The following is an 18,153-nucleotide window of genomic DNA, read 5'->3' as shown; positions in this document are numbered from 1 at the left end:
CCATAAACCACAGATCGAATCTTTGTTCGATCAGCAGCGGTCGGCGAGGGTGACAAGACCCACCCGGAGTCCGTCGGCGGCCCGGATGACGCACAAAGGGCGCGGCCGGATGAACCGGCCGCGCCCTGAGGAGACGTGCGGCGGACCTGGCCGCCCGGAGTGGATCAGCGGTTGAGGCGCAGCGTCCAGATGATGCTCATCTCGCCGGTGACCGCGCCGTCCTCGCGGCGGATCGTGACGCGGACGGGGAACTCCGGGCGCTCGCCCGCGTCGAGTTCGGCGACGACGTCCGCGACGGGGCGGCCGAGCTCGGCGGTGGCCGTGACCGGGCCCATCGCGAGCTTCGCGTACGCGATCTCCGCGCGGACCGCGAGCGGCACGGCGCGGGAGAGCTGGTCGCCGAAGGCGCTCAGGACGATCGCACCGCTGGCGGACTCGGCCAGGGTGAACATGGCGCCGGCGTGCGGGCCGCCGACGTGGTTGTGGAAGTCGGGCTGGTCGGGCAGCGTGACGACGGCACGCTCCGCGCTGGTCTCCCCGAACTGCAGGTTCAGGGTGCGGACCATGGGCACAGTGGCCGCAAGCAGTTCGCCGGTCGAAGGCAGGGTCTCGGACATGCCTGGATGTTACCAGCGAGTAGTAACCCTGCCCAGGGCATCCGTGGGACCGTCAGCATAAATTACTGACCAGTAATGAGGGGCGGCGTGGAACCGGAAGCCCTCACCCCCTAGTGTTTCTGGCCATGTGGCCAGGAGAGCAGCAGCCCGGGGGACAGCAGTACCCACAGCAGAACCCACAGGGGCAGTACCCGCAGGACCCGAACCAGCAACCGCCGTACCAGGCGCCGTCGCCCTACCAGACGCCGTCCCCGTACCAGACACCCGGCTACGGCTACCCGCAGCAACAGCCGCAGCAGGGGCAGTACCAGCAGCCCGGACAGCCGCCCGGCCCGCCGCCGCAGTGGGGACCGCCCACCATGCCCGGCGGCCCCGGCCCCGGCGGCCCGCAGCCCGGCAACCGCAAGAACATGACGATCGCCGTGTCGATCGTGGCCGCCGTGGCGGTGATAGCGGCCGTGGTCATCGGCGGCGTCTACCTGTCGGGGGACGACAAGAAGGCCGACGTCGCCGACCCGAGCGCCGGCCCGAGCGTTTCGCAGAGCGCCAAGCCGACCCCCACCCCCTCCGCCTCGAACACCACGGCGGCGGGTACCGGCGGGACCGGCGACGACTCGCGCGGCGATCCGAACGCCGTCGAGATCAAGCCCGTGGTCCCGGGCTGGCAGGTCGTCCGGCGCACCGAGCGCAACGTCGCCTTCGACGTGCCGGCCAACTGGACGCTGGCCAGCGAGGGCACCCTCATCGGCTTCGAGGACAAGGGCAAGCCCGCCGTCACCATGGGCGCGCCCGCCTTCTACAAAGAGAACTGGTGCGACAAGGACGAGCGCGCCGCGGTCGGGACCAAGGGCGCCAACGGCGCGAAAAGCGTCCGGGAGGCCGCCGAGGTCCAGGCCGAGTCGTGGGCGTACTGGGGATACCAGGAGGACGGCAAGGTCACCGTCGCCAAGACGGCCGCCAAGCCGTTCACCAACTCGCACGGCATCACGGGCTTCTCCTCCTCCGCCACCGCGAAGAACGTGCCCAAGAAGAACAAGTGCACGTCCGACGGTGTCGTCTACACGGTCGCCTGGGTGGACTCCACCAAGGCCCTGACCGTGTGGGTGCTGTACGCCGACCGCGGCGCGGGCGTCACCGACGGGCTGCCGGACGCGACCATCACCACCATCATGGGCAGCATCCGCGAGCTGAAGAAGAAGTGACCGCCGACGGCGGTGGGCCGGACGGGTGCCCACCGCCGAAATCCGGTGGCACCGCGGCGGACGGGCCGCGATAGTCGCCGGGTGACTCCCGACGCCGCACTCCGGTCCCCCGGCCGCCCGCCCCGACTGCCCGCCTGGGCCGGGCGGGACTTCCGGCTGCTGACCGCGGCGTCCATCATCACCAGCCTCGGCAACTCCGGGGCCCTGATAGCGGCCGCCTTCGCGGTCATCGAGTCCGGCGGGAGCGCCACCGACGTCGGCCTGGTGGCCGCGGCCCGCACCCTCCCGCTGGTGGTCTTCCTGCTCATCGGCGGAGCGCTGGCCGACCGGCTGCCCCGCAACCAGGTGATGGTCGCGGCCAACGTGCTCAACTCCGCCTCCCAGGCGGTCTTCGCCACCCTGATCATCTCGGGGCACGCGCAGCTGTGGCAGATGGCCGCGCTCACCGCGGTCGGCGGTACCGCGCACGCGTTCTTCGCCCCCGCCTCCGAGGGCATGCTGCTGGCGACCGTCGACCCGGCCCACGCCAACAAGGCGTTCTCGCTCTTCCGGGTGGGCATGAACGGCGCGAACATCGGCGGCGCGGCGCTCGGCGGCGCCCTGGTCGCCGCCATCGGCCCCGGCTGGGTCCTCGCCGTCGACGCGGCGGCCTTCGCGGTCGCGGCGGCGCTGCGCTCGTTCCTCACCGGTACCGCGAACCTGCGCACCGAGGCCGGCGGGGGCATGCTGCGCGATCTGCGCGACGGCTGGCGGGAGTTCGCCTCACGGCGCTGGCTGTGGGGCATCGTCCTGCAGTTCTCCGTCGTCAACGCCGTCTTCACCGCCTCCGAGGCGGTCTACGGACCGCTCGTCTCCGATGAACGGCTGGGTGGCGCCGGCCCCTGGGGCCTGGCGCTGGCGGCGTTCGGCGCGGGCACGGTGAGCGGCGGTGTGCTGATGATGCGCTGGAAGCCGCGCCGCATGCTGCTGGCCGGCACGCTCAGCATCTTCCCGATGGCGTTGCCGCCCGCCGCCCTGGCCCTGGTGATGCCCGCCGCCGGGCTGGCGGCGCTGATGTTCGTCACCGGCGTGGCGGTCGAGGTCTTCGCGGTCGGCTGGATGCTCGCCCTGCACCAGGAGATCCCCGGCGACAAACTGTCGCGGGTCTCCTCGTACGACTGGTTCGGCTCGGTCGCGATGATCCCGGTCGCCACCGCACTGGCAGGACCGGTCATGAACGCGGTCGGCCGGTCCACCGCCCTGTGGGGCTGTTCCGGGCTCGTCGTCCTGCTCACCGCCGCGGTGCTCCTGCTGCCCGAGGTCCGCCGGCTGACCCGCCGCGAGCCCGCTGCGGTCCACGGGACGGCGGCGGAAGAGGGCGCCGGGCCGGCTCAGCCGACGGTGAAGGCGCCGTCCGGCGGCTCGGGCGACGGCACCGCCGTGGCGTCGTAGACCGGGGACGCCCCGGCCGCGAGCCGGGCGAGGGCCTTCCCGTCGACCACCCGGGCCGGAAACGCGTCGGCCGCCGCCAGCCGGGCGAGCCGGTCCAGCGGGAGCGGGCCGTGCGAGCCGAGCAGCACCGCGTTGCCGAAGCGCCGGCCGCGCAGCATCCCCGGCTCCGCGATGACACAGAAGTGCTCGAAGACCTCGCGCACGGTGGCGATCTGCGAGCCGAGGAACGCGAACGGCGCGGCATCGGCGAGGTTGGCCAGATACAGGCCGCCCTCCGCACGCACCACGGACGCGGCCGACCGCAGGAACTCCACCGACGTCAGATGCGCCGGCACCCGCGAGCCGCCGAACACGTCCGCCACCAGGACGTCCGCACTGTCCGGCAGCGCCCGCTCCAGCCAGCCGCGCGCGTCGTCGGTGTGCACGACGACCGCCGGATCGTCCATCGGCAGGTGTTCCGACACCAGCGCCACGAGCCCCCGGTCGGCCTCCACCACGTCCTGCCGCGATCCGGGACGGGTCACGGACAGCCGGCGCGGCAGGGTCAGCGCACCCCCGCCGAGGTGCACCACGTCGAGCGGCCGGCCCTCGTCGAAGACCGCGTCCACGGCGTGGGCGAGCCGCCGCACGTACTCGAACTCCAGGTACACCGGGTCGTCGAGGTCCACGTACGACTGGGGCGCACCGTCCACGGTGAGCAGCCAGGCCCGCGCCCGGTCCACATCGGGCAGCAGCTTGGCGGTGCCGAAGTCCACGGCACGGGTCACCGGTATCGGTTCTGGATCCACCGCGTCATTGTCCCAAGCCGGACGGGTCAGCCGCACCACACGGCGCGGACCTGCTCGGCGTGCGCGGCGCTCTGGGCGCGGCCGGCCCGCGCGGCGCCGGCCCGCCGCGCCGGATCGAGCACGTTGCGTCCGAACGCGGTCCGTGCCGCCTGGTCAGGAGTGATCAGCACCACCTGGGCGCCGGCGGCCGTCAGCTCGGCGGTCTGCGTCCGGGGCGCCGGGACCGGGCCGCCGCCACGGGCCACCGGCGCGAGGACGACGACCCGTTCGTAGCCCGCCGCGAGGTCGGCGTTGGCGCTGGACCGCACGCCGCCGTCGATCCAGCGCCGCCCTCCCGCGGTGATCGGCGGCCAGACGCCGGGTACGGCGCAGCTCGCGCTCACCGCGTCGACGACCCCGATGCCCGCGGCGCTGTCGAAGACGGTGAACTCGCCGTTCTCCGCGTCGACCGCGGTGACCAGCAGCCGCCGTTCCGGCCAGTCGTGCGACACCAGCCGCCCGGCGATGGCGGCCCGCCGCTCCGCCTCGGGGGCGGTGCGCGCGGTACGCGCGATGTGGCCCATGCGCAGGAGATAGCCCTGCACGTCGTGCGAGCGCGCCGCGGCCCAGACGTAACGGGAGATGAGCCGGCGGCTTATCCGGGCGACGGCCTCCCCGCGCGGGTCGACGAGTTGGCGCTCGTAGAGCTCCTCGACGCCGAGCCGGCCGGAGGTGAGCTGCGCCCCGACGATGGATCCGGCGGAGGTGCCGACCACCAGGTCGGCCGTGCCGAGGTCCACCCCGGCCTCCGCGAGGCCGGCGATCATGCCGATCTCCCACCCGACGCCGGTCAGTCCGCCGCTGCCCAGTACCAGCGCTGTGCCCTTCATGCCCAGGTTCCTCTCGCCACGGGCCGCGGCCGATGCGCTCCCGGGAACAGGTGTGATGAGCAGTGTGCCGTGTGCGCCGCGCGACGAACAGACGACGGGCCGTGTCCCCCGCACCGGATGGTGCGGGGGACACGGATCGGGACGACCCCGGGCGACCGTTACCGGTCAGCCGTCAATGGCGGTAACGGTCCCCGCGCCGACCGTCCGGCCGCCCTCGCGGATCGCGAAGCCGAGCCCGACCTCGAGCGGTACGGGCCTGCCCAGCTCCACCGCCATCTCGGCGGTGTCACCCGGCAGCGCGATCCCGGCGACGCCGAGGTCCACGTCCCCGACCACGTCCGCGGTGCGGATGTAGAACTGCGGCCGGTAGCCGGTGGAGACCGGGGTACGGCGCCCGCCCTCGGCGGCCGGCACCACGTACACCCGCGCGGTGAAGCGCGTGCTCTGCGTCACGCTGCCCGGCGCCGCCACGATGTGGCCGCGCCGCACGACGTCCCGCTGCACCCCGCGCAGCAGCAGCGCCACGTTGTCGCCCGCCTGCGCGGACTCCATCGGCTTGCCGAAGGTCTCCAGACCGGTCACGACCGAGGCCGTGTCCGCACCGAGCACCTCGACGCGGTCGCCGACCCGCACGGTCCCCCGCTCGACGGCGCCCGTGACGACCGTGCCCCGGCCGGTGATGGTCAGCACGTTCTCCACCGAGAGCAGGAACGGCGCGTCGGTGTAGCGCACCGGCATCGGCACCTGGGTGTCGACGGCGTCCAGCAACTCACCGACCGCCGCCGTCCACCGCGGGTCGCCCTCCAGCGCCCGCAGCCCCGACACCCGCACCACCGCGGCCGACTCCCCCGGGTATCCGTGCGCGCTGAGCAGGTCGCGCACCTCCAGCTCGACCAGGTCGGTCAGCTCGGGGTCACCGGCGTCGGCCTTGTTGAGGGCCACGACGATGTGCTCGACCCCCACCTGCCGGGCGAGCAGCACGTGCTCGGCGGTCTGCGGCATCACGCCGTCGAGCGCCGAGACGACCAGGATCGCCCCGTCGAGCTGGGCCGCACCGGTGATCATGTTCTTCACGTAGTCGGCGTGGCCGGGCATGTCCACGTGCGCGTAGTGCCGGGTGGCGGTCTCGTACTCGACGTGCGAGATGGTGATCGTGATCCCGCGGGCGGCCTCCTCCGGCGCCCGGTCGATCCGGTCGAACGGCACGAAGGTGCCGGTCCCCCGGTCGGCGAGCACCTTGGTGATCGCGGCGGTCAGCGTCGTCTTGCCGTGGTCGACGTGGCCCATCGTGCCGATGTTGAGGTGCGGCTTGGTGCGCACGTATGCCGTCTTGGACATGGTTGTTCGCTTCTTCCTCGGAATTCTGCGCGCGGCGGCACGACGGCATGACCGGGTGGCGTTGCCTGGTGGCATGGCCGGATGGCCTGGCCTGGTGACCGGATGACGTGGTGATCGCGCACGGGAACGCGGGGACCCCCTGGGCCGGACCGACCCTCCCCCTGCGGGGTCCGCCGGAATGTCCGGGGAGGGTCAGCTTCGGGCGCCGTCGGGGAATGAAGCGAGGGCAGCCTCCAGCGCGTCCGCGACTGCGGACGTATCTGCGAAGGCATACCGGTTCATGGCGTTGATGATCCGTCACCCGGCGGCCCGGCGTCGAACGGTTTTCCGCCCGCGGGGACGGTGCGGGAACCCTGCGGGGACCCCCGCTCACTCCGCACGTTCACCGCTCTCGGTTAGGCTCCCTGGATGCTCGACCGCCTCCCGACGTCCGACGGCCCCGCCGTACGGTGCACCCGTGCGCTGCTCTCGCCGTGGGCGCGGCTGGCCCTGCTGGTAGCGCTGCTGACGGGCGCGGCCACGTCCGTCCTGGTCTGGCAGCCGCAGCACCTGGTCATGGACGGCTGGCCGCAGCTGTCGGGCGGCGCCGCGGTGGTGCTCTTCGCGGCCGCGTACGGGGTGTGCGCGTTCGCCTTCGTGCCCCGCCCGCTGCTCAACGTGGCGGCCGGCGCGCTCTTCGGGACGCAGGCCGGGCTGCTCTCCTCGCTGGCCGGCACCGTACTGGGTGCCGGGCTGTCCTTCTGTCTGGGCCGGGTGCTCGGCCGCGACGCGCTCCGACCCCTGCTGCGCGGTCGCCTGATCACCTCGGTGGACCGGCAGTTGAGCAAGCACGGCTTCCGCAGCATGCTCGCGATCCGGCTCTTCCCCGGTGTGCCCTTCGCCGCCGCCAACTACTCGGCGGCCGTCTCGCACATGCGCCTGGGCCCGTTCCTGCTCGCCACCGCGATCGGCAGCATCCCCAACACGGCCGCGTACGTCATAGCGGGCAGCCGCGCGTCGTCACCGACCTCACCGGCCTTCCTGCTGGCCATGGGGTTCATCGCGGTGACCGGCCTGGGGGCCGTCCTGGTCGCGGTCCGGGCCCGCCGTACCCAGAGCTCCAGGTCGTCCGCCTGACCTTTCAGCCGTTCAGCCCCGGCTGACGTTCCGGCACCGCTTTCCACCGCCCGACGACCGCAAGGACCTGTGCCACCGCCCATGAGTTGGTTCGAATCCATCATTCTCGGCCTCGTCCAGGGACTGACCGAGTTCCTTCCCATTTCCTCCAGTGCGCATCTGCGTCTCACCGCGGCCTTCGCGGGCTGGCACGACCCCGGTGCGGCCTTCACCGCGATCACCCAGATCGGCACCGAGACCGCGGTCATCATCTACTTCCGGAAGGACATCGGCCGGATCGTCTCCACCTGGGCCCGCTCGCTGTTCGACCGGCGGCTGCGCTCGGAGCTCGACGCCCGGATGGGCTGGCTGGTGATCGTCGGCAGCATCCCGATCGGTGTGCTCGGACTGCTCTTCCAGGACGCCATCAACGGACCTTTCCGCGACCTGCGGCTGATCGCCACCACCCTGATCGTCATGGGCCTGGTCCTCGGCGTCGCCGACCGCCTCGCCGCGCGCGGCGGCCCCGACGACCAGGGCGGCCGGCACCGCGCCGCACCGCCCCGCAAGACGCTCCGCGACCTCACCACCCGCGACGGGCTGGTCTACGGCCTCTGCCAGGCGATGGCCCTGATCCCCGGCGTCTCCCGCTCCGGCGCCACCATCAGCGGCGGCCTCTTCCTCGGCTACACCCGCGAGGCCGCGGCCCGGTACTCCTTCCTGCTCGCCATCCCCGCGGTCCTGGCGTCCGGGGTCTTCGAGCTCAAGGACGTCGGGGGTGACTCACATCTCTCCTGGGGACCCACGATCCTCGCCACGGTCATCGCGTTCGGCGTCGGATACGCCGTCATCGCCTGGTTCATGCGCTACATCTCCACCAAGAGCTTCATGCCCTTCGTGATCTACCGCGTCGTGCTCGGCATCGTGCTCTTCGCGCTGGTGGCGGCCGGTGTGCTGGACGCGAAAGCCGCCGCGTTCGAGTAACCGGAGCCGACCGGTCCGCACGGCACGGGTCACCGGCCCGCTCACCGGCCGCGGGGCGCCGCTCCGACCGGGCGACGTTTCACAGCGTGACCATTCGCACACGCGATTCCGCCCGGATTGGTCGGAGCGGCCACCGGCGCACCGTAACCTGATCGGTATGCATGCAACACCCGTGGCCGAGGCGAACGACGCCCTCCGCGCCTACCTTCACGCGCACGGTTCCCGTGCCTGGACCCCGGCCGAGCTCGCCGAGCTCGAACGCCTGAGGTCCGCGTTCCTGGCAGCGCAGCGCGCCCATTACCGGAAAGCCGCGTAGCGACTGACCTTCCCGCGGGCCGCCGTTCACCGGCCGCCCCGCACCCGACGACCGTCCCGCCGCCCACACCGCCAGCCGGTGTGGGCGGCTTCTGTCTGCGGGGCTCCGGGGGCGGGGGCTCCGTCCACGAGGCCTGTGCGTTGGTGCCGGCGGCGGCGTCGCTGAAGGCGCGGATGCGGGCGGTGGGTCCTACCAGCGTTCGGGGTGGCTGAGCGCGGGCGGTGGGTCCTACCAGCGTTCCGGGTGGCTGAGCGCGGGCGGCAGCTTCGTTCCGGCATCCCCGCGCGCCGCGTCCAGTTGGGACTGGATGAGGAAGATGGCCCCGGTGAGGTCGGCGCCGCGCAGGTCGGCGTCCCTGAAGTCGGCGCCGATCACGTCGGCCGTCCGCAGATCGGCGCCCGAGAGGTCGGCCCCGATGAGATACGCCCCGCGCAGGTTGGCGCCCCGCAGGTCGGCCCCCTTGAGCCGGGCGCCGATGAGGTCGGCTCCTCTGCGGTCCTTCTTCTTGCCTTTGACCTCGGCCCGCACGAGTTCGCTGGCCCGCAGCAGCAGGGCGTTGACGTCGCCGCGGTGGGCCGGCACGTCCAGCTCCACGAGGAGCTCGGGGTTGTACCGGGTGAGGCGCTCGGTCTCCTCCAGCGCGGCCCCGAGCTCGGCGTGCAGCGAGCGGGCCGGCCGCAGCGTCAGCGCCTCGGTCAGGTACCAGAGCAGCTCATGCAGGTCCCGCATGACGGGGAAGACCTGGAACATCTGCCGCGCCGTGCGGGGTGCCTGCCGCCAGTCCTGGCCGCCGAAGGTGAGCTGTGAGACCTTCTGCCCGGCGCCGAAGCAGTCGTAGACGGTGCAGCCCCGGAAGCCCTTGTCCCGGAGGCGGGTGTGAATGCCGCAGCGGAAGTCCTGCCCCAGATTGGGGCAGGCCCGACCGGCGTTCTTGTCGATCGCGAAGTCGACGGAGGCGGAGAACGCCGGTACGACGCAGCACAGTGCGAAGCAGTTCCCGCAGTCGGCCCGCAGGGCGGCCGGCCCCGAACCGGGTTCCGGTTCGGCCTGTGTACGTTCGCGTTCGCGGTTCTCGGACAACGTGCTCGGTCTCCCGTTACGAAGCAGCGGTGCCGTCCGCGGCCGCCGGCACGGTTGCTGCGTCTCCGCATCGCTGAACAGCTGGGCCCGGCACTCTCACCTCGCACATTATCCGACCTCGTCCCGCACGGTGGCCTCCGGGGAGACCGCCCGGATCACTTCGCCCGGAGGCCGTAGGCGACCTCGTACGCGTACTGCCACGTCCTGGGACCGGTGAGCCCGTCGGCCGGGCCGAGGACGGAGAGGTAGTGCTGCTGGAGTGCCTTGACCTTGATCAGGTCCAGCTGGGACATGGTGCGGCTCGGTCCGACCTTGTACGGCGGCCCCCAGTCGCCGCGCTGCAGCCACGTCTGCAGCTGCAGCGCGTAGTCGCTGCTCGCCCCCAGTACGAAGTACTGCCGCCCGGGGAACGCGGGCGCTCCCGGTGTCGACTGCGGTGCCCAGTGGTACGAGGCGACGGCCTTGCCGCCGCGGTGATCGCCGGGGTCCGCGGTGGGCGGGCACACGCCGTCCGGGAAGCGCGGGGCGAAGTACCCGACGACGCGGGACGACCGGCGGGCGGTGGTGTGCGACCAGACGCCGTTGCCCTGCCCGTTGTCGGCGGCGCCCTCCTTGATCGAATTACCGCCCTTGGTGCGGATGTTGACGGCGTCGAAGCCGGTCACGATCTCGGTGTGGGCGCCGTTGCCGAGGTTCACCCAGGCACCGATGCTCGGATACTCGCTCCACTGGCCGCGCTGCTGCGCCCAGGCGGTGAAGGCCGAGACGTTGTCGACCTTGGGCACGATCGCGTCGAGCCCCACGTCGTGGTACATGTCCCATTCCCACATGACGCACCAGGAGTACCCGTCCTCGCCGAACTCCTCTCCGAATTTGGTGTGGTTGTCCCAGCCGTCGTGGCTGTTCCATCCTTCGTAGGTCCGCTCCGGGACCGCCATGACGTGGTCCATCAGCCGATTCCACTGCGCTGCTGCCATCTCGCTCCTACGAACTACGAGCCGAACACCTGTACTTGTGCGCGACGGGAATTCGAACTGTTTGCCAGATCAGGCAATCACCGCTCCACGAATTCACGCGCCCTCATCAGATCCTGCCCAGCCGACCCCGCTGCACAATCCCAGAACGACGGCGTCGATTTCCCACCCTCCGGCGAATACGGGTCCTTCGCGGCCACCGTGGTGTTTACTGGAATGTTGGGCCGTCAGGTCGGCTGTGTGGGGCCGGCGGTTCGGTCACACCGTCTGGTTCGAGACGATCGAGGTCAGATCGGTCAGGGAACCGATGCGCCAGTCAGCTGCCCGGACCGTCTCCGGATCGTCCGCCCACAGATGGCCCCACGGCCCGCGCCGGAGATGCGCGACCAGTAGTCCGGCATCCTTCGCCGGGAAGACGTCGTTGGCCGGATGGTCCCCGACGTAGACGATCTCGTGCGGCTCGGCCTGCGCCAACTCGACGATCCGGGCGAAGAATTCCGGGCTGGGCTTGGCGACACCCCACTCCTCGGACGTCGCGATCCCGTCCGCAGGCAGGTCCAGACCGCGCAACAGCTCACCGGCACGCGCCGATTGGTTGCCCGCGACCAGCACCCGGATTCCAAGCTTCCGCAACCCGCCCAGCGCCGGACGCACATCCGGGTAGAGGTCGGATTCGTCGAGGAACTCACCGCGGCCGGCGGTCCGGCGGGCCGCGTGGGCGGCCGGGAGATCGAGCCCGGGACGAATGAGCCGCAACGCGTCGGCGTTGTCACGGCCTTGGGACACAACGGCGCCGACCAGGGCGGACATCGTATGTCGGGGAATTCCGAGCCAGTCGGCCCATGACTCCCAGTACCGGGTATCGCTGATGAGAGTCTCGCCGATATCGAACACCATTGCCTCGATCACCCCGTCAGCGTACGAGGGTTCCGGCCGGGCCCGGAATGCCGCGCCGTCCTGAGGTCGCATATGCCGTTCCTGGCAGCTGGATTCCGATCGCCGCAAAGGACCCATAGTCTTATCGCATGCGCGGCACACTCTCGACCCATGCGAATGATCGACTGCGCGCCTATGTCCAGGCGCACGGCGACCGATCCTGGACACCCGCCGAACTCACGGAACTCGCCCGCCTCCGGGACGCCTATCTGACGGCGCGCCGCGCCGAACGCGCGAGCGCCGCGTAACCAGCGCTTCCCGCCTTCCCTTTCCCCCGCCCGCTCACCGGACCGTCGGACCGTCGGACCCAGGACGAGGCCTTGGTCCGCCCGACGGCCTTGTCCGCCCGGCGGCCCTGGTCCGCTCCCCCTACTCCCCCGGGCGTAGAGCGGGTGCCTTCGGCCGGACGACGACACCCGGACGGCCGCTCGGGATTCTTGGGGTATGGAAACCTACCGAGGACCCGTCAAGATCACCCTCGCCATGCTGGCCCTGATGGCGCTGTCGATTCTCGTGCAGATGGCAGCGGGCGCGGACTACCCGGTCGTGCCGCCCGGCGCCGTCATTCCGGTGGTCGCGGCCGGGCTGCTGGCCTGGCGTCCGCGCGTCTGGACCGCCGCGATCGCGACGGCCGTCGGCCTCTTCATCGGCATCGGATCGATCACGACGCCGAACACGGGCGATCACCTCGGGTCGGGCAACGGCCTACTCATCGCCTCGACCGTGGTGCAGCTCGCCGCCCTCCTGGGCATCGTCATGGCCGGCGCCGTCTCCGTACTGCGGATGAGCCGCCGCAAGGAGTCCGCGGTCCGCGCCTGACCTCGAGCCCTGCCTCCCAACTCACCCAGCCCCCTCCCACGTTCCGCCAGGAGATGTCCCATGCACGCGCGAGCGGCAGTGCCCCAGCCCGACCCTGCGACGCGCACGAACCCGCCGGGAGCCACGGGGGCGCCGCCCGCGATGTTGCGGGGAGACGTGTGGCGGGCGGCGAGGAGGAGCGAGCGGCTCTGTTACGCGACCGGCGCCGTCCTCGTCGTCTCCGGGCTGGTGCACCTGGGGGTGTTCGCCGTCGACGGAGGGCCGTGGGAGGGGCCGGTCTCCTGGCGGAAGCCCTTCACCTTCGGGCTCTCCTTCGGACTGACGCTGATCGCGATCACCTGGGTGACGTCGTATCTGCGGATGGGCGCACGCACCCGCGCCGTGCTGCTCACCCTGTTCGCGGCCGACTGCGTACTGGAGGTGGGCGGCATCACGCTTCAGGCGTGGCGCCGCGTGCCGTCGCACTTCAACATGGAGTCGCCTTTCAACACCTCGGTGTCCATGTCCCTCGCCTTCGGCGGCGCGCTGCTCGTCGTCATCCTCTCCACGTTCGCGGTCATCTCGTTCACCCCGCGGCCCGAGGGGCCGACCGGTATGCCGCTCGCGCTGCGGACCGGTTTCGCCATCCTGCTCATCGGACTCCTGTCCGGTGCGGCGATGATCGCGCGCGGCGTCATCCTGACCCGCACCGGCCACCAGGCCGCCGGCTACCGCAGCACCGCCTCCGTCAAGCCCCTGCACGGCGTCAGCCTGCACGCCATCCTGGTTCTCCCTGTGCTGGCCTGGCTGTTGTCGTTCACTCCCTGGAGTCCGCGAGCCCGGTACCGCGCGGTGGTCGCGGCCGCGGGCTGCTACGCGGCGGCCGTCGCCGGCGCGCTGGTGTGGGCGGTCCTGAAGTACTGACGGGTGGGCGGAGAGGTGGAGGACGGAGGAGCGGAGGGGCAGGGGTGCGGAGGGCAGGGGGCGGAGGGCGGACTGCGCCCCGCGCGTTACGGCACCAGCACCCACCGGCCTCGTACTCCGCCCTCCGACATCCGCGCGTGCGCCTCGGCCGCGCGCTCCAGCGGCAGCACCCCCGCGACGCGCGGGGTGAGCGCACCCGTCTCCGCGAGCCGGGCCAGTTCGGCGAGCCGCGCGCCGTCCGCCCGCACCCAGACGTCGCGGACGTGGATTCCGCGCAGCGGCACCGGCGCGGCGCCCGCGTTGACGGAGGCGAACGCGCCGCCGCCGCGAACCGCGTCCAGCGCGTCGGCCCGCAGCATCGCCGCGTCGAGCGCGGCATCGACCCCGCCCGGCACCAACGCCCTGACCCGGTCGGCCAGTTCCGCTCCCCGTTCGACGAAGTGAGCGGCCCCCAGCGCCCGGACCGAGGATTCGTCCGCCGCACCCGCGACCGCGACGACCCGCAGCCCCCGGAGTGCGGCCAACTCGACGGCGTACCCGCCCAGGGCCCCGGCCGCCCCCGTGACCAGCAGTGTTCCGCCGGGCTCCAGACCGAGCGCGCCGAGTACGTCGAGCGCCAGATCGGCGGTCAGTGCGTTGAGCGGCAGGGTCGCCGCGGCCTCGGGCGGGATCCCGGCGGGAGCGGAGGCGACGGCGTCCGCGTCGAGGACGACGTACTCCGCCTGGGCGCCGGTGCGGACGTCCAGCCGGTCCTGGAGTCCGATGACCCGGTCGCCGGGCGTGAACGCCGTCACGCCGGGGCCGATGGCGTCGACCGTCCCGGCGACGTCCCAGCCGAGGCCGAAGGTCGGCCGGGCACCGACCAGCCCGGCGGCGACGGGTGCCCCCGCCGACACGAGCAGATCGACGGGATGGACGGCGGCGGCCCCGACCGAGATCCGCAGTTGCCCGGCGCCGACCCCGAGCACCGGCACGTCGACGACCTCCAGCGTCCCGGCGGAGCCGTCGGCACCGGCAGAACCGGCGGAACCCTCAAAACTCTCGGAACTCTCGGTGAATCGGGCGATCAGTGCGCGCATTGCGTACCTCCGTGGATCGATGACGCTGAAGACGATGAAGCAGCCCGCACCGGGCCTCGATCACCAACCTAGAGAGAGCTACTCTCCAACAGGAAGTACGCACTTGAGAGTGCCCGACGCACCCCGGGGGACCCACCATGCCGACACGAACCGCCGCCGAGATCCGGGCCGAGGCCCGGCAGGAGTACGACGCCTACCTCGCCGCCTGCCCGGCGCGCCGGCTGCTCGACCGCATCAGCGACAAGTGGGTCAGCCTGCTGCTCAGTGCACTCGCCGACGGCCCGATGCGATACGGCGATCTCGCGCGCCGTGTCGCGGGCGTCAGCCAGAAGATGCTCACCCAGACGCTGCGCGCCCTCGAACGCGACGGTCTCGTCACCCGGACCGTCACGCCGACCGTGCCGATCCGTGTCGACTACGAACTGACACCGCTCGGCGAGAGCCTGCTGCCTGTGATGCGCGCGGTGAAGGACTGGGCCGAGCAGCACATCGAGGCGGTCGACGCGGCGCGCGAGTCCTACGACAGCCGGGCCGGGGCCTGACGACTGCCGAATCGCAGGGCGGATCAGTGCGGGAGCGCGGCGGACCGGGTGCCGGGCAGTGGTGACGTCGGCAGGTCGCGGGCACTGCGCACCGGCGAGAAGACCAGGATCAGACCCGCGAGCGGAACACCTGCCGTCGTGATCCACATGGCGGCGCGGAGGCCGAGTACGGTACCCAGCGTGCCGCCGAGCAGCGCGCCCAGCGGGATCGTGCCGAAGTTGATGAACGACGTGCTCGCGGTGAGCCGGCCGAGCAGTTCCGGCGGGCAATAGCTCTGCTGGAAGCCCGCCTTGATGACATTGCCCGCCACCACCCCGGCGGAGACGCAGAAGCCGCCCGCCACGTAGAGCAGCATCCCGGCACCGCCGACGGTGAGCGGGATGAGCAGCGCGAACACCGCGAACCCCAGCTCGAACAGGAGCGTGGCGCGCGCCGTACCGACGCGGGCGGCGACCCGGCGGGCGGCGAACGCACCGGCGACCCCGCCGCTGCCGGCGGCCGCGATCAGCGCGCCGACCGTACCGGAGCCCACGCCGACCTCCCGCACCAGGAAGACCACCAGGATCGACTGGAATCCCATCAGCGCGAGGTTGGAGGTGGCGCCGAAGAGCGTCAGGCTGCGGATCCAGGGGTCGCGGGTGGCCAGCCGAAGCCCCTCCCCGACCTCCTTGACCAGCGCCCTGGGCGGACGTTCGGTCCTGACGGCGCGCGGTTCGCGGTGCCGGATGCCCGACAGACAGAGCAGCGAGACGAGAAACGTCGCGGCATTGGCGAACATCCCGTTGACCGCACCCGCCAACTGGGCGATCAGACCGCCGGATCCGAGGCCCGCGATCTGCGCGGCCGATGCGCTCCCGTGCAGCTTGGCGTTGCCCTCGGGCTGATCGGCCGGCGCCAGGATGCTGGGGAGATAGGCGGTGTAGGCGGTCTGGAAGAAGACCACGGCCGTACCCGTCAGCAGGGCGATGGCGAGCAACAGGCCGATGCTCAGGTCGCCGGACCAGGCGGCGACCGGGATGCTGACGTAGAGGACGAGGGAGACCGCCGCTGCTATGAGCATGATCGGTCGGCGGCGCAACCGGTCCACCCAGACGCCGACGGGAAGGCCGATGATCAGCCAGGGAAGCCAGGTGGCGGCGGTCAGCAAGCCGACCTGGAAGGTGGTGGCGTGCAGCGTGGTGACGGCGATGAGGGGCATCGTCACGCCGGTGACGGACGCGCCGAACTTACCGGCCGTCTCACCGCACCACAGCAGCCGGAAGTCGCGGTGCCGGCGCAGCAGGCCGCCGCGTATGCCGTTGTCGGGGCGAAGGCCGTCGTCAGAGCGAAGGCCCTCGTCGGGGCGAAGGTCGCCGTCGGAGCGCGTGCCGGCGTCGAGGCGGTTGTCGTCGTCCGGGCGTGCGTCTTCGCGCAGACCGTTGTCCGTGTCCTGGTTCATGCGCCGCCACGCTCCTTGCGGGGGAACGACTGGAACTGAACGATGACGGGCAGCGCGTCCTCGCCGGGCTCAGCGTCGGGAGCCGGGGTGTGCCGCTCGATGACGGCCGCCAACTCCGCGTTGAGCGCCGCGAGCTGAGCGGGCGTCATCCGCAGGTCGGACCGGTCGACGAGCGTGCCGATGCCCTGCCATGGGCCCTCCCAGTCGTCGGCGAGGTAGTCGGCGACCCGGGAGAAGGTCTGCTGGATCAGTTCGTGCATGTAGACGGAGAGCGCGCCCCGGGTGTCGGGGTCGTAGCGGAACTCCGTGGTGTCGAGCGTGCGCCGCTCCTTGACCGCCTGCCACCAGCGCTCGCGCTTGGTGCCCCGACCGACGACCTCCTCGATGAAACCGTGCTCGCCGAGCTGGCGCAGATGCCAGCTGACGGTGCCGGTGTTCTCACCCAGCCGCTCGGCGAGCCCGGTCGAGGTGGCGGGTCCGTCAAGGTTCAGCAATTCGAGCATCCGCATGCGCAGCGGATGCGCGAGCCCGCGAAGACTGCGGGCGTCGATGTGCCGGACGGTCCTCTCCGGATCGGAGGCGGACCCGGACTCGGGCAGGGACTCGGGCTCGGACGGGTGCGATGGACGTGCTGATTCATCGGCCATGGCCGCCATCATAGATTGCAGAGACTTCTCTGCAAAGGGATATCTGCAGAGAAGTCTCTGCCTATTTCCTCGGCGAGTGTTCCCCGCGGCACCGGCCACCCGCAAGGCCGGCTACCGAGCCGCGCCCCCAGGCGTCATCAGCGCCATGGGGTCCCCGGTCACCGCGTCGAGCACGGTCCGGGTTCCCAGTGGGCGCGACAACCGGAACCGCACGGGCGTCACCCGCAGATCCGCGTCGCAGATCGTGCCCTTGGGCAACTGCTCGACGCGGCCGATGAGGACGACGGCGTCCTTCGTCTCGTACACCTGGCCGGGCAGGGTGTTCACGCACGACCCGTGCGACACCCCGGCGTTGAGGACGAGGCCGTCCGAGGACAGTCCGTTCCAGTCCCCCGCCGAGCTCACACCGTCGATGTCAGGTGCTGGACGGTCCGACTGCGGCCCCCGCGGCGGCTGGTCGGGGGCCACGGCCGGATAGGCGAACGGCTGGGCGTAGCCCTCGATCGTGAACTCCCATACGGGGATGGAGGCCGGGCCGCGGCTCGTCGCCAGCGTTCGGGTGGCCGCCTTGACTCCTGTGACCCGCAGCCGCCGGTTGCAATCCGTCCCATCACAGCCGGACTTGTTCCGCGCCAGACCGTCGAAGATGTGACGTGACGTCAGCAGCGGTCGCCGCACCGTCGATCCGTCCTGCCACGTCACCGTTGCCTCCGGACCCCCGGATCCGGACGCCGGGAGCTGCGTGACGAGGTCGAGGTGCCCGCTGATGAACGCGACCTTGTCCCCCTCGCTGCGGAACGCGTCCGGTGGAAGCCACTCCGCCTGGTCGAGCGGCCGGTATCCCTTGCGCCACGCGCGTTCCGCCGCCGATCCCGTCCAGGCTTTGACCACTTCGGCCGCCCGCCGGGCGCCCGCCCCGTTGTCCGGACGCCCGGTGTCCTCCGTCACCAGCACGTCCTTGCCGGCGGGCGCGTCCGACGCCGTCCGCACCCCATCGGCGCCACACCCCACGACGGTGAGCGACACACCTAACAGCAGAGCTGAACTGACAAGAGCGGCACGGCTGCGCATGACGGTTCCTCCATGACCACGCC

20 protein-coding genes are annotated in these 18,153 nt (G+C 71.7%); 9 read left to right on the top strand and 11 right to left on the bottom strand.

Annotated features, from left to right (window positions below; all coding sequences use genetic code 11):
• Positions 1-164: 164 nt before the first annotated feature.
• Positions 165-617 carry a DUF4442 domain-containing protein gene (locus LNW73_RS30670; protein ID WP_138355457.1) on the bottom strand — a complete coding sequence of 151 codons (453 nt, stop codon included), beginning with the start codon at positions 615-617 and terminating at the stop codon, positions 165-167.
• 125 nt (positions 618-742) lie between these two features.
• Here LNW73_RS30670 and LNW73_RS30665 point away from each other — a divergent pair, with 125 nt between their 5' ends.
• Together LNW73_RS30665 and LNW73_RS30660 are read left to right on the top strand one after the other, a co-directional pair.
• On the top strand, positions 743-1,819 hold the full coding sequence (locus tag LNW73_RS30665) for a hypothetical protein (RefSeq protein ID WP_250992159.1): 1,077 nt from the start codon (positions 743-745) through the stop codon (positions 1,817-1,819).
• An 81-nt stretch (positions 1,820-1,900) separates the two neighbouring features.
• Entirely contained in the window at positions 1,901-3,250 is a 1,350-nt protein-coding gene (locus LNW73_RS30660; RefSeq protein ID WP_250992158.1) for an MFS transporter, read from the top strand.
• Here LNW73_RS30660 and LNW73_RS30655 read toward each other — a convergent pair.
• The 3 genes from LNW73_RS30655 to tuf all read right to left on the bottom strand — a co-directional run bounded on the left by LNW73_RS30655 (position 3,190) and on the right by tuf (position 6,245).
• Positions 3,190-4,038 (bottom strand): spermidine synthase, encoded by an 849-nt coding sequence (locus LNW73_RS30655; RefSeq protein ID WP_250974428.1) that lies wholly within the window; start codon positions 4,036-4,038, stop codon positions 3,190-3,192. The two genes, LNW73_RS30660 and LNW73_RS30655, sit on opposite strands and share 61 nt — an antisense overlap.
• Before the next feature lie 26 nt (positions 4,039-4,064).
• Complete coding sequence (locus LNW73_RS30650; RefSeq protein WP_250974429.1) at positions 4,065-4,907, bottom strand: patatin-like phospholipase family protein; 843 nt, start codon at positions 4,905-4,907, stop codon at positions 4,065-4,067.
• 165 nt (positions 4,908-5,072) lie between these two features.
• The gene (gene tuf / locus LNW73_RS30645; RefSeq protein ID WP_250992157.1) at positions 5,073-6,245 is read right to left on the bottom strand and encodes an elongation factor Tu; all 1,173 of its coding nucleotides are present in this window, start codon (positions 6,243-6,245) and stop codon (positions 5,073-5,075) included.
• A 408-nt stretch (positions 6,246-6,653) separates the two neighbouring features.
• Here tuf and LNW73_RS30640 point away from each other — a divergent pair, with 408 nt between their 5' ends.
• The 3 genes from LNW73_RS30640 (at position 6,654) to LNW73_RS30630 (ending at position 8,640) form a co-directional block, all read left to right on the top strand.
• Positions 6,654-7,361 (top strand): TVP38/TMEM64 family protein, encoded by a 708-nt coding sequence (locus tag LNW73_RS30640; protein ID WP_250992156.1) that lies wholly within the window; start codon positions 6,654-6,656, stop codon positions 7,359-7,361.
• A gap of 81 nt (positions 7,362-7,442) precedes the next feature.
• On the top strand, positions 7,443-8,324 hold the full coding sequence (locus LNW73_RS30635; RefSeq protein ID WP_250992155.1) for an undecaprenyl-diphosphate phosphatase: 882 nt from the start codon (positions 7,443-7,445) through the stop codon (positions 8,322-8,324).
• A gap of 157 nt (positions 8,325-8,481) precedes the next feature.
• Positions 8,482-8,640 carry a hypothetical protein gene (locus LNW73_RS30630; RefSeq protein ID WP_187144761.1) on the top strand — a complete coding sequence of 53 codons (159 nt, stop codon included), beginning with the start codon at positions 8,482-8,484 and terminating at the stop codon, positions 8,638-8,640.
• A gap of 228 nt (positions 8,641-8,868) precedes the next feature.
• Here the strand turns inward: LNW73_RS30630 and LNW73_RS30625 are convergent, their stop codons facing one another.
• From LNW73_RS30625 to LNW73_RS30615, 3 genes are all read right to left on the bottom strand, one after another.
• Entirely contained in the window at positions 8,869-9,720 is an 852-nt protein-coding gene (locus LNW73_RS30625; RefSeq protein WP_374118225.1) for a pentapeptide repeat-containing protein, read from the bottom strand.
• A gap of 155 nt (positions 9,721-9,875) precedes the next feature.
• The gene (locus LNW73_RS30620; RefSeq protein ID WP_250992154.1) at positions 9,876-10,697 is read right to left on the bottom strand and encodes a hypothetical protein; all 822 of its coding nucleotides are present in this window, start codon (positions 10,695-10,697) and stop codon (positions 9,876-9,878) included.
• A gap of 255 nt (positions 10,698-10,952) precedes the next feature.
• Positions 10,953-11,591 carry an HAD family hydrolase gene (locus LNW73_RS30615; RefSeq protein WP_374118287.1) on the bottom strand — a complete coding sequence of 213 codons (639 nt, stop codon included), beginning with the start codon at positions 11,589-11,591 and terminating at the stop codon, positions 10,953-10,955.
• A 128-nt stretch (positions 11,592-11,719) separates the two neighbouring features.
• Between LNW73_RS30615 and LNW73_RS30610 the strand changes: the two genes are divergently transcribed.
• From LNW73_RS30610 to LNW73_RS30600, 3 genes are all read left to right on the top strand, one after another.
• Complete coding sequence (locus LNW73_RS30610; protein WP_250974461.1) at positions 11,720-11,878, top strand: hypothetical protein; 159 nt, start codon at positions 11,720-11,722, stop codon at positions 11,876-11,878.
• A gap of 196 nt (positions 11,879-12,074) precedes the next feature.
• Positions 12,075-12,449, top strand: a complete 375-nt coding sequence (locus LNW73_RS30605) for a hypothetical protein (protein WP_250992152.1) — start codon at positions 12,075-12,077, stop codon at positions 12,447-12,449.
• Between the two features lie 141 nt (positions 12,450-12,590).
• Positions 12,591-13,352: a hypothetical protein gene (locus LNW73_RS30600; RefSeq protein ID WP_250992151.1), complete on the top strand. Its 762-nt coding sequence runs from the start codon at positions 12,591-12,593 to the stop codon at positions 13,350-13,352.
• 86 nt (positions 13,353-13,438) lie between these two features.
• Here the strand turns inward: LNW73_RS30600 and LNW73_RS30595 are convergent, their stop codons facing one another.
• Positions 13,439-14,431 carry an NADP-dependent oxidoreductase gene (locus LNW73_RS30595; RefSeq protein ID WP_250992150.1) on the bottom strand — a complete coding sequence of 331 codons (993 nt, stop codon included), beginning with the start codon at positions 14,429-14,431 and terminating at the stop codon, positions 13,439-13,441.
• Between the two features lie 137 nt (positions 14,432-14,568).
• Between LNW73_RS30595 and LNW73_RS30590 the strand changes: the two genes are divergently transcribed.
• On the top strand, positions 14,569-14,973 hold the full coding sequence (locus LNW73_RS30590; protein ID WP_250992149.1) for a winged helix-turn-helix transcriptional regulator: 405 nt from the start codon (positions 14,569-14,571) through the stop codon (positions 14,971-14,973).
• A 23-nt stretch (positions 14,974-14,996) separates the two neighbouring features.
• On the opposite strand, the gene LNW73_RS30585 is transcribed toward LNW73_RS30590, so the two are convergent.
• The 3 genes from LNW73_RS30585 to LNW73_RS30575 all read right to left on the bottom strand — a co-directional run bounded on the left by LNW73_RS30585 (position 14,997) and on the right by LNW73_RS30575 (position 18,130).
• Entirely contained in the window at positions 14,997-16,412 is a 1,416-nt protein-coding gene (locus tag LNW73_RS30585; protein ID WP_250992148.1) for an MFS transporter, read from the bottom strand.
• Positions 16,409-17,059: an ArsR/SmtB family transcription factor gene (locus LNW73_RS30580; protein WP_250992147.1), complete on the bottom strand. Its 651-nt coding sequence runs from the start codon at positions 17,057-17,059 to the stop codon at positions 16,409-16,411. The genes LNW73_RS30585 and LNW73_RS30580 overlap by 4 nt, the downstream gene beginning before the upstream one ends.
• Positions 17,060-17,170: 111 nt before the next feature.
• A complete protein-coding gene (locus LNW73_RS30575) occupies positions 17,171-18,130 on the bottom strand; it encodes a hypothetical protein (protein WP_250992146.1) in 960 nt (319 codons plus the stop codon).
• Positions 18,131-18,153 lie beyond the last annotated feature (23 nt).

This window comes from Streptomyces sp. RKAG337 (assembly GCF_023701715.1).
GTDB lineage: Bacteria > Actinomycetota > Actinomycetes > Streptomycetales > Streptomycetaceae > Actinacidiphila.
The sequence above is the reverse complement of the archived record's forward strand: the minus strand, read 5'-3'. Positions and strand labels throughout refer to the sequence as shown.